This is a genomic window from Hydrogenophaga sp. PML113 (assembly GCF_001777155.1).
In the GTDB taxonomy this organism is placed as follows: Bacteria; Pseudomonadota; Gammaproteobacteria; order Burkholderiales; family Burkholderiaceae_C; genus Hydrogenophaga; species Hydrogenophaga borbori.
This window is the reverse complement of record NZ_MIYM01000002.1, coordinates 281960-296109: the sequence shown is the minus strand read 5'-3', so window position 1 is coordinate 296109 and position 14150 is coordinate 281960. Positions and strand designations below refer to the sequence as shown.

9 protein-coding genes are annotated in these 14150 nt (G+C 71.6%); 6 read left to right on the top strand and 3 right to left on the bottom strand.

The features are described from left to right. Positions 1 to 2 precede the first annotated feature (2 nt). Genes BHU06_RS04910 through BHU06_RS04895 form a run of 4 tightly spaced genes read left to right on the top strand, consistent with a single transcriptional unit; the run spans position 3 to position 9557 of the window. Positions 3 to 4556, top strand: a complete 4554-nt coding sequence (locus tag BHU06_RS04910) for a type I polyketide synthase (protein WP_070398022.1) — start codon at positions 3 to 5, stop codon at positions 4554 to 4556. Next, positions 4553 to 7891 carry a non-ribosomal peptide synthetase gene (locus BHU06_RS04905; RefSeq protein ID WP_070398021.1) on the top strand — a complete coding sequence of 1113 codons (3339 nt, stop codon included), beginning with the start codon at positions 4553 to 4555 and terminating at the stop codon, positions 7889 to 7891. The genes BHU06_RS04910 and BHU06_RS04905 overlap by 4 nt, the downstream gene beginning before the upstream one ends. Continuing rightward, on the top strand, positions 7888 to 8655 hold the full coding sequence (locus BHU06_RS04900) for an alpha/beta hydrolase (RefSeq protein ID WP_070398020.1): 768 nt from the start codon (positions 7888 to 7890) through the stop codon (positions 8653 to 8655). Before BHU06_RS04905 ends, BHU06_RS04900 begins: the two co-directional genes overlap by 4 nt. Further along, the gene (locus tag BHU06_RS04895) at positions 8652 to 9557 is read left to right on the top strand and encodes an alpha/beta fold hydrolase (RefSeq protein WP_070398019.1); all 906 of its coding nucleotides are present in this window, start codon (positions 8652 to 8654) and stop codon (positions 9555 to 9557) included. The genes BHU06_RS04900 and BHU06_RS04895 overlap by 4 nt, the downstream gene beginning before the upstream one ends. A 91-nt stretch (positions 9558 to 9648) precedes the next feature. Here BHU06_RS04895 and BHU06_RS04890 read toward each other — a convergent pair whose 3' ends face one another. After that, complete coding sequence (locus tag BHU06_RS04890; protein ID WP_070398018.1) at positions 9649 to 11649, bottom strand: ATP-binding protein; 2001 nt, start codon at positions 11647 to 11649, stop codon at positions 9649 to 9651. Positions 11650 to 11735: 86 nt separating this feature from the next. After that, positions 11736 to 12410, bottom strand: coding sequence for a hypothetical protein (locus BHU06_RS22365; RefSeq protein WP_139146953.1), 675 nt, complete (start codon positions 12408 to 12410; stop codon positions 11736 to 11738). Between the two features lie 381 nt (positions 12411 to 12791). Between BHU06_RS22365 and BHU06_RS04875 the strand changes: the two genes are divergently transcribed. Further along, the gene (locus BHU06_RS04875) at positions 12792 to 13034 is read left to right on the top strand and encodes a type II toxin-antitoxin system Phd/YefM family antitoxin (RefSeq protein WP_070398015.1); all 243 of its coding nucleotides are present in this window, start codon (positions 12792 to 12794) and stop codon (positions 13032 to 13034) included. Beyond that, the gene (locus tag BHU06_RS04870; protein WP_070398253.1) at positions 13031 to 13294 is read left to right on the top strand and encodes a Txe/YoeB family addiction module toxin; all 264 of its coding nucleotides are present in this window, start codon (positions 13031 to 13033) and stop codon (positions 13292 to 13294) included. Before BHU06_RS04875 ends, BHU06_RS04870 begins: the two co-directional genes overlap by 4 nt. On the opposite strand, the gene BHU06_RS04865 is transcribed toward BHU06_RS04870, so the two are convergent. Then, entirely contained in the window at positions 13285 to 14145 is an 861-nt protein-coding gene (locus BHU06_RS04865) for an alpha/beta hydrolase (protein ID WP_070398014.1), read from the bottom strand. The two genes, BHU06_RS04870 and BHU06_RS04865, sit on opposite strands and share 10 nt — an antisense overlap. Between the last annotated feature and the right edge of the window lie 5 nt (positions 14146 to 14150).

Genomic DNA, 14150 nt, shown 5'->3' with positions numbered 1-14150 from the left:
GGATGAACCTCAAGGACCAGTACCCCGCGCACGCCATCGCCATCGTCGGCCTGGCGGGGCGTTTCCCCGGCGCGGCCGACCTCGACGCCTTCTGGCGCAACATCCGCGAGGGCGTGGAATCGCTAGAGGACTTCAGCGACCAGGACCTGCGCGAGGCCGGCGTGGACCCCGCGCTGAGTGCCTTGCCCGGCTACGTGAAACGCGGCACCGTGCTGCAGGAATCGGAGCACTTCGACGCCGCCTTCTTCGGCCTGTCGCCGCGCGAGGCGCAGGTGATCGACCCGCAGCAGCGCCTCTTCCTGGAGTGCGCCTGGGAGGCGCTGGAGCACGCGGGCTACGCGCCGGGCGCCATCGAGGCACCGGTGGGCGTGTACGCGGGCGCCAGCATGAACACCTACCTGATGTCGCAGATCCTGCGCCAGCCCGCGCTGGCGGCGGCGGTGGGCGGCTACCAGCTCATGCTGGGCAACGACAAGGACTTCCTCTGCACGCGCGTGTCCTACAAGCTGGACCTGCGCGGCCCCAGCATGACGCTGCAGACCGCCTGCTCCACCTCGCTGGTGGCGGTGCAGGCGGCCTGCCGCGCGCTGGAGCGCCACGAATGCGACATGGCCTTGGCCGGCGGCGTGTCGCTGAGCTTCCCGCAGCGCGGCGGCTACCTCTACCAGGAGGGCATGATCCTCTCGCCCGACGGCCGCTGCCGCCCCTTCGATGCCGAGGCCAAGGGCACGCGCCCCGGCGCGGGCGCGGGCATCGTGGTGCTCAAGCGCCTGGCCGATGCGCTGGCCGACGGCGACACCATTCACGCGGTCATCCGCGGCGCGGCCATCAACAACGACGGCGCCGGCAAGGCCGGCTACACCGCGCCCAGCGTGGACGGCCAGGTCGAGGCCATTGCCACCGCGCAGATCCTGGCCGGCGTGGCGCCGCGCAGCATCGGCTACATCGAGGCGCACGGCACGGCCACGCCGCTGGGCGACCCGATCGAGATCGCCGCGCTGCGCCAGGTGTTCGAGGGCGACACCGACCAGCGCGGCTTCTGCCGCCTGGGCTCGCTCAAGGCCAACCTGGGCCACCTGGACGCGGCGGCCGGCGTGGCCGGGCTCATCAAGGCCGTGCTGGCGCTCCAGCACCGCGAGCTGCCGCCGCTGGTGAACTTCCAGCGGCCCAACCCGCAGCTCAACCTGGAGGACTCACCCTTCACCGCGAGCGCCGAGGCCGCGCCCTGGCCGGCCGGGCCCACGCCGCGCCGCGCGGGCGTCAGCTCCTTCGGCATCGGCGGCACCAACGCGCACGTGGTGCTGGAAGAGGCGCCCGAGCAGGAGCGCCCGCTGGCCGATGAAGGCCCGCAGCTCATCGTGCTGTCCGCGCGCACCGAGGCCGCGCTGGACGCCGCCACCCAGCGCCTGAAGCAGCACCTGCAGGCCCATCCCGAGGCGGCGCTGCGCGACACCGCCTGGACCCTGCAGACCGGCCGGCGCGCCTTCGCGCAGCGCCGCGCGGTGGCCGCGTCCTCGGTGGCCGAACTCATCGCCGCGCTCGACGCGCCGCAGCGCCCGCCCATGCACGGCGCGCGACACGAGGGCGGCGAGCGCCCCGTGGCCTTCCTGTTCAGCGGCCAGGGCAGCCAGTTCGCGGGCATGGGCGCGGGGCTGTACGCGCAGTACCCCGTCTACCGCGAGGCCGTGGACCGCTGCGCCGGGCTGCTGCGCGAGCCCCTGGGCACCGACCTGCGCGAGCTGCTGTTCGCGCCGGCGGGCGACACCACCATCAACGAGACGCGCTACGCCCAGCCCGCGCTGTTCGTCACCGAGTACGCGCTGGCCCTGCTGTGGCAGAGCTGGGGCGTGCGCCCCGCGGCCATGCTGGGCCACAGCATCGGCGAGTACGTGGCCGCGCACCTGGCGGGCGTGCTGTCGCTGGCCGACGCGCTGGCGCTGGTGGCCGCGCGCGGCCGCCTGATGCAGGGCATGGCGCCCGGCGGTATGGCGGCCGTGCACATGGACGAAGGCGCGCTGCGCGCCTGGCTGGCGGCGAACGCGCCGGCGCTGGAGATCGCGGCCGTGAACGCGCCCGGCCTGTGCGCCATCGCCGGCCCGCGCGAGGCGCTGGACGCCGGGCTGGCCGCGCTCGCCGCGATGGGCACCGAGGCGCAGCCGCTGCACACCTCGCACGCCTTCCACTCCTCCATGATGGACGGCGTGCTTGAGCCCTTCACCGCGCTGGTGCGCGGGATCGCGTTGCACGCGCCCACGCTGCCCTACGTATCCAACCTCACGGGCCAGTGGATCACCCCCGAGCAGGCCACCTCGCCCGCGTACTACGCCGAGCACCTGCGCCGCGCCGTGTTGTTCGACGCCGGTGTGCGCACGCTCTCGGCCGACGCCTCGCTGCACCTGCTGGAGGTGGGCCCGGGCCGCGCGCTGGCCACGCTGGCCGCCATGGCGCTGGGCCCGCAGGGCGCGCGGCGTGTGGCCGCTTCGCTGGGCGGCGCGCGCGAGGCGAAGCAAGAAGCGCCGGCCGCGCTGGACGCGGCGGGCCGCCTGTGGCTCGCGGGCGTGGCGCTGGACTGGGCCGGCCTGCACGGCGGGCACCCCGCGCGCCGCGTGCCCCTGCCCACCTACCCCTTCGAGCGCCAGCGCTGCGCGATCGATGCGCCCGCGCCGGTGCCCGCGCCGGCCGCCAGCGCGCCGGCTGCGAAGCCGGGCGAGGCCCAGGGCCTGGCCTTCAGCCGCGACGTGGCCGACTGGCTCTACGCGCCCACCTGGTCGCGCGCGCCGCGCAACCGCGTGGCCGGGCTGTCGGGCACCTGGCTGATCGCCGGTGGGGCCGAAGCGCTGGCCGAGGCGCTGGCGCGCCAGGTCGGCGACGCCGGTGGCCGCGCCGTGCGCATCGCCTCGCCGGCCGAGGCCGAGGCCGCCGTGGCCCAGGCCCGCGCGGCCGGTCAGCCGGTGGCGGGCGCCTTCGCGCTGTGGGGCCTGCAGGCGCACGAGGGCAGCGACACAGAGGCCACCCAATGGCTGCACCACGCGCCCGTGGCGCTGGCCGCCGCGCTGGCGCCCACGGCCCGCGAGCCGGTGCGGGTGATCCTGGCCACGGCCGGCGCGCACAGCGTGCTGGGCGAGGCGGTGGCGCGCTCGGCGGCCGCGCTCGCCATCGGCCCGGTGCTGGCCCTGCCACTGGAAATGCCGGGCCTGCGCCTGCGCCAGCTCGACCTGGAGGCCACGGGCGCCGCATCCGCCGAGTCGGCGGCGCAGGGCCTGCTGGACGAAGCCCTGGCGCGCGACGAGGAAGACATGGTGGCGCGCCGCCAGGGCCAGCGCTGGCTGCGCCGCCACGAGCGCACCGCTTTGCCCGCCGTGGGCGCCGACGCCCTGCCATTGCGCGAAGGCGCGGTGGTGCTGATCACCGGCGGCCTGGGGGGCATGGGCCTGGCCATCGCGCAGCGCCTGGCCGAGCGGCGCCGCGCGCGCCTGCTGCTCACCGCGCGCACCGCGCTGCCGCCGCGCGCCGGCTGGGACGCCTGGCTGGCCACGCACGGCGGCGATGACCGGCACGCCCAGACCATCACGGCGCTGCGCGCCATCGAGGCCGCGGGCGGCGAGGTGGAGCTGGCCCAGGCCGACGCCGCCGACGCCACGGCCATGGCCGCCGCCGTGCAGGCCGCACGCGCGCGCTGGGGCCGCATCGACGCCGTGGTGCACGCGGCCGGCGTGGCCGGCGAAGGCGCGCTGTCGGCGCTGAAGACGCCCGAGTCCATCGAGGCCGTGCTCGCGCCCAAGCTCGGCGGCCTGCGCGTGCTGCGCGAGCTGCTGGCCGAGACGCCGCTGGAGCTGGTGGTGCTGATGAGCTCCATCAACGCCGTGCTGGGCGCGCCCGGCGTGGCCGACTACGCCTCGGCCAACGCCGTGCTCGACGCCTTCGCCGAATCGGCCGAGGCGCCGCCGGCCTGGCGGCGCGTGGTGGCCTTCGACTGGGGCGCCTGGCGCGAGGTCGGCATGGCCGCGAAGCTGGAGGTGCCCGCCTGGCGCCGCGCCGCCTGGGACGCTTATCTGGCCCAGGCCATCGGCACGGCCGACGGCCTGGACGCCTTCGAGCGCGTGCTCGCCAGCGAGCTGCGCCGCGTGGTGGTGGTGCCCTACGACCTGCCGCAGGCCTTGTCGCTGGCGCGCTCGGCCGCGCTGAACCCGCCGATCGAGGCGCCGCGCGCCGAGGCGGCGGCGCGCGGCACCGCGCTGGAGGGACAGGCGGCGCCGGCGCGTGCCGCGAATGCCGACGACCCGCCGCCGGGCGATGTGCAGGCCCGCCTGGCCGCCATCTGGGTGGAGCTGCTGGGCGTGGACCGCGTGGCCGCGCACGACGACTTCTTCCACCTGGGGGGACACTCCCTGCTGGCCACGCGGGTGCTCGCGCGCATCCGCGAATCGCTCGGGGTGCAGCTGGCGCTGCGCGACATGTTCGACGCGTCCACCCTGCAGGCCCTGGCGCAGCGGGTGCAGGAGGGCCTGGCCACGACCGAAGCCAACGACGACGATCGGGAGGAGATCGAGTTTTGAATGCGCGAGAACTGCTGCACCGGCTGGAGGGGCTGGGTGTGGATCTGGAGGTGGCCGAAGGCCGGTTGCGCGTGAGCGCCAGCCGCGGCCGGCTCGACGATGGGCTCAAGGCCGACATCGCCGCGCACAAGGCCGAGCTGATGGCGCTGCTGGCCGAGCGCGGCGCGGTGGCGCACACGGGGCAGGCGCCGAGGGCCGACGAGGCGCCGCGCGCCCGCGTGGCGCACGATGGCCTGCTGCCGCTCTCGCTGTTCCAGGAGCGCCTGTGGATCCTGCAGCAGCTGGAGCCCGAGAGCACCACCTACCTGCTGGCCCTGGCCTGGCCCGTGCGCGGCGAGGTGCCGCGCGAGCAGCTGCTGGCCGCCGTGCAGCGCGTGCACGCGCGCCACCTCGGCCTGCGCGTGCACTTCGTGCAGGAGGACGGCGTGCCCGGCGCGCGCCGCGTCGAGGTGCCGCCCGTGACCGTGCACGACCTGCGCCACCTGCCGGCCGGCGAGCGCCTGGCCGCCGTGCAGGCCGCGCGGGAGCGCGCGGTGCACACGCCCATCGACCTGTCGCGCCAGACCCCGCTGCGCTTCGAGCTGCTGGACTTCGCGCCCGACGGCTACGGGCTGATCGTGGCGGCCCACCACATCGCGGTGGACGCCTGGTCGCTGCAGATCCTGCTGCGCGAGCTGGCGCGGGAGCTGCAGTCGCCGGCGCCCGAGCCGCACGGCGGGCCCGCGCGCCTGCAGTACGCCGACTACGCCGCCTGGCAGCGCGAGCACCAGCGCCCCGAGGCCATCCGCGCCGACCTCGACTGGTGGGACGACGCCCTCAAGGGCGCGCCGCCCACCTCCATGTTCCCGCCCGATCTGCCGGCCAGCGACGCGCCCGCGCGCGGCGCCACGGTGGACTTCGAGTTCGACGCCACCTTCAGCGCCGCGCTCAAACGCTGGGTGCAGGAGCGCCACGCCACCGTCTACATGGCTTTCCTGGCCGCCGGCGCCGCGCTGCTGCGCGCGCACACGGGGCAGGGCGACGCGCTCATCGGCAGCCCCATGGGCGTGCGCGAGCGCGCCGAGTTCGAGGACCTCATCGGCCCCTTCGTGAACCTGCTGGTGATCCGCCTGCGCCTGGCCGACGACCCCAGCTTCAGCGAGCTGCTGCGGCGCGCGCGCGGCGCGCTGCTGGACGCGCACGCGCACCGCGAAACCCCCTTCGAGGCCGTGGTGGAGCGCGTGCGCCCGGTGCGCAGCTTCCAGCACTCGCCGCTGTTCCAGCTGGCGGTGGTCTACCACCAGGCCGCCACCGCGCCCGAGCAGGGCGACGTGGTGGTGCACAGCGGCGGCGCGCTCAACGAGATCACCTGGTTCGCGCGCGAGCACGAGGGCCGCATCCTGTGCAGCCTGGAATACCGCAGCGACCTGTACTCCGCCGCCCACATGCAGCGCCTGGCCTCGCAGCTGCAGGTGCTGCTGCGCGCCGCGCTGGCGCAGGGCGAGGCGCCGATCAGCCGCCTGCCCCTGCTCACCGACGGCGAGCGCCGGCAACTGCTGGTGGACTTCAATGACACCGCGCGCGCGCTCGACACCGCGCCCTTCGCGCGCCAGTTCGAGCGCCAGGCGGCGAGCACACCCGGGCGCACCGCCGTGGGCTTCGAGGGCGAATCGCTGAGCTACGGCGAGCTCAACCGCCGCGCCAACCAATGGGCGCGCCACCTGCGCGGCCTGGGCGTGGCCGCGGGTGTGCGCGTGGGCGTGTGCATCGAACGCTCGCTGGACATGCTGGTGGCCTTGCTCGCCGTGCAGAAGGCCGGCGGCGCCTACGTGCCGCTGGACCCGGGCTTTCCCGCCGATCGCCTGGCCTACATGCTGGACGACAGCGGCGCCACCGTGCTGCTCACCACCGGCGAGGCCGCCGACGCGGTGGACCCGCCGCCCGGCGTGCGGCTGTTCGACCCCGCGCGCGAGGCCGGCGCGCTGGCGGCGCTCGACGGCGGCGACCTCGACGGCACGCCCGCGCCGGGCGACCCGGTCTACGTGATCTACACCTCCGGCTCCACCGGCCGCCCCAAGGGCGTGGTGGTGTCGCACGGCGGGCTGAGCAACTTCCTCGGCGCCATGCGCCAGGCGCCCGGCCTCGCGGCCGAGGACGTGCTGGCGGCCATCACCACCATCTCCTTCGACATCGCGGGCCTGGAGCTCTACCTGCCGCTCCTGGTGGGGGCGCGCGTGGAACTGCTCTCGCGCGACACCGCGAGCGACGGGCCCTCGCTGATCGAGGCCTTGCGGGCCAGCGGCGCCACGGTGCTGCAGGCCACGCCCGCCAGCTGGCGTTTGCTCATCGAATCGGGCTGGACCGGTTCGCCCGCGCTGCGCGCCTTCTGCGGCGGCGAAGGCCTGCCGCGCGAGCTGGCCGACGCGCTGCTTAACCGCGTGGGCGAGTTGTGGAACCTCTACGGCCCCACCGAGACCACCATCTGGTCCACCGCCGAACGCGTGGCGCCGTCGCCCGCGGTGGTGGGCATCGGCCGGCCCATCGCCAACACCCAGGTCTACGTGCTCGACGCGCACCAGCAGCCCCTGCCCGTGGGCGTGCCCGGCGAGCTGTGGATCGGTGGCGCGGGCGTGGCCCTGGGCTACCACGGGCGGCCCGAGCTCACGGCCGAGCGCTTCGTGGCCGACCCTTTCGCGGCACAGGCCGGCGCGCGCCTCTACCGCACCGGCGACCTCGCGCGCTGGGACGCCGAGGGCCGGCTGCACCACCTGGGCCGGCTCGACCACCAGGTGAAGATCCGCGGTTTTCGCATCGAACTGGGCGAGATCGAGGCCCGCCTGGCCACGCACGAGGCCGTGCGCCAGACCGTGGTGATGGGCCGCGAGGCCGCGCCCGGCGACCTGCGCCTGGTGGCCTACATCGTCTTCGCGCCCGGCGCCGACCTCACCGCCAGCGACGTGCGCCGCCACCTGCGCCGCGACCTGCCCGACTACATGATCCCTTCGGTGGTGGCGGCGGTGGACGCGATCCCGCTCACGCCCAACGGCAAGGCCGACCGCGCCGCGCTGCCCGACCCGTTCAAGAACGCGGTGCAGGCCGCGCGGCATTACGTGGCGCCCGAGGGCGGCCCCGAGCAGACCATGGCCGAGATCTGGCGCGACATCCTGCGCGTGGAGCGCGTGGGCGCCGAGGACAACTTCTTCGAGCTCGGCGGTCACTCGCTGCTCTCGCTGCGCGTGGTGCTGGCGGTGGAGCAGAAGCTGGGCTGGCGCATGGACGCGCGCACGCTGTTCTTCCAGAACCTGCGGCAGGTGGTGGCCTCGGCCGCGGCTGGAAAGGGCGTGGTCAAGGCATGACACCCCTGTACTTCGGCGAGCGGTCGCGCCGCCTGTTCGGCCTCTACACCCCCGCGCGCGCCAGCGGTGGCCGCGCGCGCGGCGCCGTGCTGTGCGCGCCCTGGGGCCCCGAGTACCTGCGCGCGCACCGCAGCATGGCCCAGCTGGGCAAATGGCTCAGCGAGGCCGGCGTGCACGTGCTGCGCTTCGACTGCCACGGCACCGGCGACTCGGCCGGCGACATGGTCGACGCGCGCATCGACGGCTGGACAGACGACGTGATGACCGCCATCGACGAACTGAAGGACACGGCGGGCCTGCAGCGCGTGACCCTGGTGGGCCTGCGCCTGGGCGCCACGCTCGCGGCGCGCGCGGCCACGAAGCGCCGCCGCGACGTGGACGGCCTGGTGCTGTGGGACCCGGTGCTCAGCGGGCGCGAGCACCTGGCCGAACTGCGCGCGCTGCACGAACAGACCCTGCGCACGCGCGGCCTGAGCGCGGGGCCGTCGGAGCTGCTGGGCTTTGCGCTGAGTGAGGCGCTGGTGCGCGACATCGAGGCCATCGACTTGTTGAACCCCATGCCCAGCTGGCCCGCGCGCAGCCTGGCCGTGGTGAGCGAAGCGCGCGAGGCCTGGGGCGCGCTGGGCGCGGCGCTGCCGCCGGGCGATGGCTCGGCGCTGGAGCGCATCGATGTGCAGCCCGCCTGGCTGGAAGACCGGCACTCGGGCGCGGGGGCCGTGCCGGTGAAGCTGCTGCGCCGCGTGGTGGAGTGGACGGTGTCATGACGAGCCCCCACGCCGCCGAACAAACGCTCCTGCTCGGCCCGGCCAATGGGCTGGTCGGCGTCATCACGCCGCCGCTGCCGCCGGCGAATGGCCAGGCGCCGCGCGAAGACCCGCCCTTCGTCATCATCCTCAACGCCGGCATCATCCACCGCGTGGGCCCCAACCGCCTGCACGTGTCCCTGGCGCGGGCCCTGTCGGCCGACGGCTTCCCCGTGCTGCGCGTGGACCTGTCCGGCCTGGGTGACAGCCAGGGCCGCGAGGACGGATCGGCCCCGCTGGACGCCGCCCTGGCCGACATCCGCGACACCATCGACACCCTGCAGGCCACGCGGCAGGTGAAGCGCGTGGTGCTGGTGGGCCTGTGCTCCGGCGCGGACCATTCGGTCATCTACGCGGCCGGCGACCCGCGCGTGGCCGGTGTGGTTCTGCTGGACCCCTCGATCCCGCGCACCAAGGGCTACTACCTCAAGCACTACTCGGGCCGCCTGCTGAGCCTGCGCACCTGGAAGAACGTGGCCCTGGGCCGGCACCCCGTGTGGCAACTGCTCAAGCGCCGCGCCCACGGGGCGCCGGTGGACGAGGGCGGCGCGGCGGGCGGTGACATGGCCGCGGCCCGCCCGGCCGTGACCCTGGAACACCCCGAGGTGCGCGCCTACCTGGAAAACGCCTACGGCCGCGCCCTGGCCAACGGCGCTCAGTTCCTCACCGTGCTCACCTCCGACCGCGAACGCCAGCACAACTACCGCCGGCAGCTGCAGGACGCGTTTCCCTCTTTGGATTTCAACGGCCGCCTGCTGATCGAGTACTTCGAGCGCTGCGACCACACCTTCACCACGCTGGCGAGCCAGCAGAGGTTGGTGGGGTTGGTGAGAAGGTGGATGGGGGAGGCGGGGTTTCGGTGAAGGCCCGCCTGGCGGGCTATGGGTGAGCAGGATGAACACCTTGGGTGCGTCTGGTTCAGTTCGGCACAATCGTCTGTCGCGCTTGCAAGCCTTAGCCTTCCGTCAAGGCTCGCTCGGTAGCGAGCAGCAGGTTTTCCAAGACTGTCACATCAGCAAGGGTGGCGCCGATTGCCTGGTGCTTCAACCGCAGCTCATAGTGGTGCCGAACCCGTGCTTGCAAGGCCTGCGCGCCGACTTCACCCGTGAGGCCAAGAAGACTATGCAGAGCCTGCAGTTCAGCAGTGCCGTCATTGCGGGCGATCGCAGCCCGCAGCGTGTCCAAGTGGCAGCGAATTCGGGCCAAACCCTCGGGCAGGAGCTCGTCGATCAAACCCAGGCGACGAAAATCAGCCAGCCTCTGCGTGTTGAGCAACGCCGGTGATCGATTGGTCGGAAAGAGTGCCTCGTCGCCGAGCACCTTCTTGAATTCGCGCTCCAGTGCCAATGGGTCGAGTGGCTTGCCCAGCATGGCCTGCATGCCCGCTTCACGGGCAGCGGCCTCTTGAGCGGGCGAGTCGTTCGCGGTAACCGCTAGAACGGGTACCCGGCCGGCCGCGCCCGCGAGGGTGCGCAAGCAGCGGGTGGTGGCCAGACCGTCCAGTCCAGGCATGTTCACGTCCATGAGAATCGCGTCTGGCAGACAGCCGCCCCTCAGCAGGTCTAAGGCCTGTTCGCCGTGCTCGGCCTGCAAAACCTTCGCCCCTTTTTCCCTGAGCAAGGCCTCTGCGACCGACCGATTCAATGCCTGGTCATCGACCACCAACATCGTGCGTCCGCTCAGAACGCAGGACGTCGCTTCTGGTGGCTGCGGCCTTGTGGCATGCGTGGCCTTGAGCGCTGGAAACGACAGTGTGAACTCGGTAAAGCTGCCCAGTTCAGAGCGACATTCGATCGTCCCACCGAATTCGCTCATCACGCGTCGGCAAAAGGCCAGACCGAGGCCCGTGCCATTGGCCTTGCCAAGGGTCTCGAACTCACCGAACAGGTGAGGCAGAAGCGACGGGGCGATGCCAGGGCCTGTGTCGCGCACAACGACGCAGGGCTGGGGTTGGCGCCCGATCCGGACCCGCACCTCCAGGCCCGGATGCACCGGCAGGTAGTACAAGGCGTTCTTGAGCAGATTGAATAGCACCAGTTCGAATGCGGTCTGATCTCCCAGAAAACAGAAGTCCTCGTCGACCTGAAGGCGAACCCTTTCGCGGGACTCTGCCGATTCATGGGCGTACGAATTCAGGGTCTCGCTCACGCACCTGGCCGCCGACAACGGGATGAATTCGCTGGCATTCAAAGGCCTGCCATTGATCTGCTGGAGCGTGATCGATACGGCCTGCAAGCCTCGGCGAACCGCTCGCTGTCCCTGCATCAGCAATTGCGCAGCGTCGGATGTGGGGGGTAGCCGCGCTACGGCTTGGTTGATGGCATGCTGGATCTGGGCCAATGGCGTTCGCACCTCGTGGGCGATGGAGCCGGCGAGTCCGGCATACACGCGCCGCAAGCGCTCCAGTTCGGCACGTTTCTCCACGTGCTTGCCGATGCCGCCCCCAGCGACCAGCACGCCGCACACGGGGAACCACCACAGCAGAAAGTCCACAGGCCAGCGTGGGTCGGTCGCCGTGAACCAGTACGCCATGAAACTCAACGCATAGCCGAATGCCAGCATCACCAAGGTGTTGCGCCAGTCCGTCAGCAGAACGATGAGCACCACGCTGACTACCATGTTGACCGCCGAAGGTGCGGTGGCCTGGTTGTGCAGCAGCGTTAGCGGCAGCATGAAGGCCAGGCAATAGAGGACGGTGCCGTAGGAGAAAGGGTGGTAGCACCGCCGCCAGCGCTCGGGCCACCATCGGCGCAACGCCAGCAGGATGCAGCTACTGGTGGCCACCGCACGAAGAGCGAAATCGTCGTAGAGGGGTGGCATCTTGCCCGTGAACCGCAGCGCATACAGAAGCGGGAAGGCGATCGCACCAACCAAGCCGATCCATTCAAGCAGCGACTGGTTGGTGTCGTGATAGGAGCGATAGCCTTCCGAGAGACGCAGGACCAAGGCGCGCATGTGTTTCCCCTTTGTGGCCCGAAACGGTAGAGGCCGCGGAGGGTGCATACCCTCAGGGTGTTTCTTCCGTGGCCCCTTGCGCGCGTTCAGCCGATCGGCATGGCCCGACGCGAAGCCGCTGCGACGTGGGCCCGAGAAGCTGCCGGAGAAGGCCCGGGCATCAGCAGGTTCTTGGGCAGCTTGAGAGCCTTTGCCACGTCAACGGCGCGCCCCTGAACAACTTTGTATTCCGTTCCGCTGACGCCATGGATCGTAGCGGCCACCTGCATGCCGTAGCGCCTCCATAGCCGCGCCACAAGTGGCGTGGCGATGGCATAGAACTGTTTGACCGGGCGCATTCGGGTGATCTCCACCAGGGCGAGCGAGAAGCATTGCCCCAACATATCGGGATGCCGATCCTCCGGCGCCACCACGACCCGGCCCACTTCGCAGCTGTGTGGGGTGACGATGTCCTTTGGCAATGCCGCTCGATAAAGCAGACGTTCGAGTCCTGTCATGCCGTGCCCACTCGGCACAAAGCGCAGGGTGGCCACGAGACGGCGATCGCGCTCATAGGCCAAGACGGTGCCAATCTGGTCGCGCACGTTTTCGAACGGCGAAAGACCAAGGCCCAGGTCGTCCTCGACGCCGACAGGTGAGAGCCGGCGCAGTTCAGCAATAGACAGGCGTTGTTCCGACGTGTGCAGTACCCGCATGGACAGTTGAGGTCGTTCGTTGAGCCTGATGGCTTTTGGCAGGTCATTGGCGAGAGCGATGTGCATGGTTCCTCCTGAATGGACGTCGGACGTGGCGTGCCAGCTATTGGCACGCAACCATTGTTGGGCTCGATGTAGGGCGGGACCTTGATGTGCCGATGGCAGCGCTTTGAAGTCCCGCTGTTGGCGGCTACGAGGGAGTGATCCTTCAGGGAATCGTCATGATCGACGGAAGCGTTTCCGACGAATTGGCCCCGCAGAGGCCGTGTCGTGACCGGGGCGGTGGTGCGTTGGCGGCCTGCGTCAAGCGCGCGAGGTGATCCCGCCCCCACACACGACTCACTCTCTCGCCTACCCGGCGATCACCACCACGAAGGCCTGTGGCGTTCAGGGGTGCTTGACTTAGCGTGCGTAAAAACGTACGCTTTTCGTCTTGCTGGAGTCCCCATGAACGTCCTCACCGCATCCGCCGCGCGCGCCAACCTCTACCGCCTCATCGACCAGGCGACGGAGTCCCACCAACCCATCGTCATCGCGGGGAAGAACGCTTCCGCCGTCCTGGTGTCGGCCGAAGACTGGGCTGCGATCCAGGAAACGATGCACCTGCTGTCGGTGCCCGGGATGCGGGAGTCCATCCGCAAGGCCATGGCCGAGCCGCTGTCGAAGAGTGCCCGTGCGCTGAAATGGTGAAGTGGGAGCTGGCCTACTCGAAGCAGGCCCTGAAGGACGCGAAGAAGGTCAAGGCGGCCGGGCTCAAACCGAAAGTCGAAGAACTGCTGGCGATTCTCGAGGCGAATCCGTTCAAGAATCCGCCGGCCTTCGAGAAGCTGGTGGGAGACCTCGCCGGAGCCTACTCCCGGCGGATCAATATCCACAACCGGCTGGTCTACGAGGTGTTTGCGAAGGAGCGGGTGGTGCGCGTTCTTCGCCTTTGGACGCACTATGAGTGACGGCCCGCCCCCGGCACCACCCGCTCCCGCACCCACCCCGTCGTCATGTCGATGAACGCCCGTTTGGCCGGCCCGCTGGTGATCAGGTGGTCGGTGGTTTCCAGCAGTTCGAAGGACACCTTGGGCAGCCAGGCTTGCCCCGCGAACATGGCGGCGAACTGGCCGCGGTGGTTGAACCACTCGGGTTGCCCGCCGCAGTAGGCGAACAGCAGTTCCACGCCCTGGTTGGTGAGCCGGTCGACGCGGCCCATGAATTCGTCCTTCGGCGGCGACACCGACATCTCGCCCTTGGGCTTGGCCGGCGCGTCGTCGGGCGGCATCAGGCGCAGTTTTCGCAGCAGCATCACGCCGGCCTTCTGCGCCGAGCCCAGGAGCCCGGCGCGGCCGATCTTGAAGGCCAGCTTGCGCAGGCGCGACTGCAGCGTGGGGTAGGCGTACATGTCCCACAGCAGCACGGCGCGCATGCGTGGGTCTTCCAGCGCCACCAGGTGGCCGATGATGGCGCCCGAGCACAGGCCCACCATCACGAAGCGCGCGCAGCCGAATTGGGCCTGGGCGGCGTCCATCACCTCGCGCGTGTCGGCCACCCATTGCTCGGTGACGGAGCGGGTGCTGTCGCTGCGCTGGCTGTCGCCCAGGCCGCTCATGTCGAAGCGCACCGAGGGGATGCCCATGGCGGCGAACTCGCGCGCCAGCAGCACGTTGATGCGGTGCGGCCCGCCGCGCGGGATGACGCCGGAGTTGCTGAGCACGGCCACCACGGGCGGTGCCGCGCCGGGCGCGCCCTGGGCGGGGGTGAAGGTGGCGACGAGGTGGCCTTCGGCGCCGACGGTTCGGGTCTGCTCCTGCATGCGGG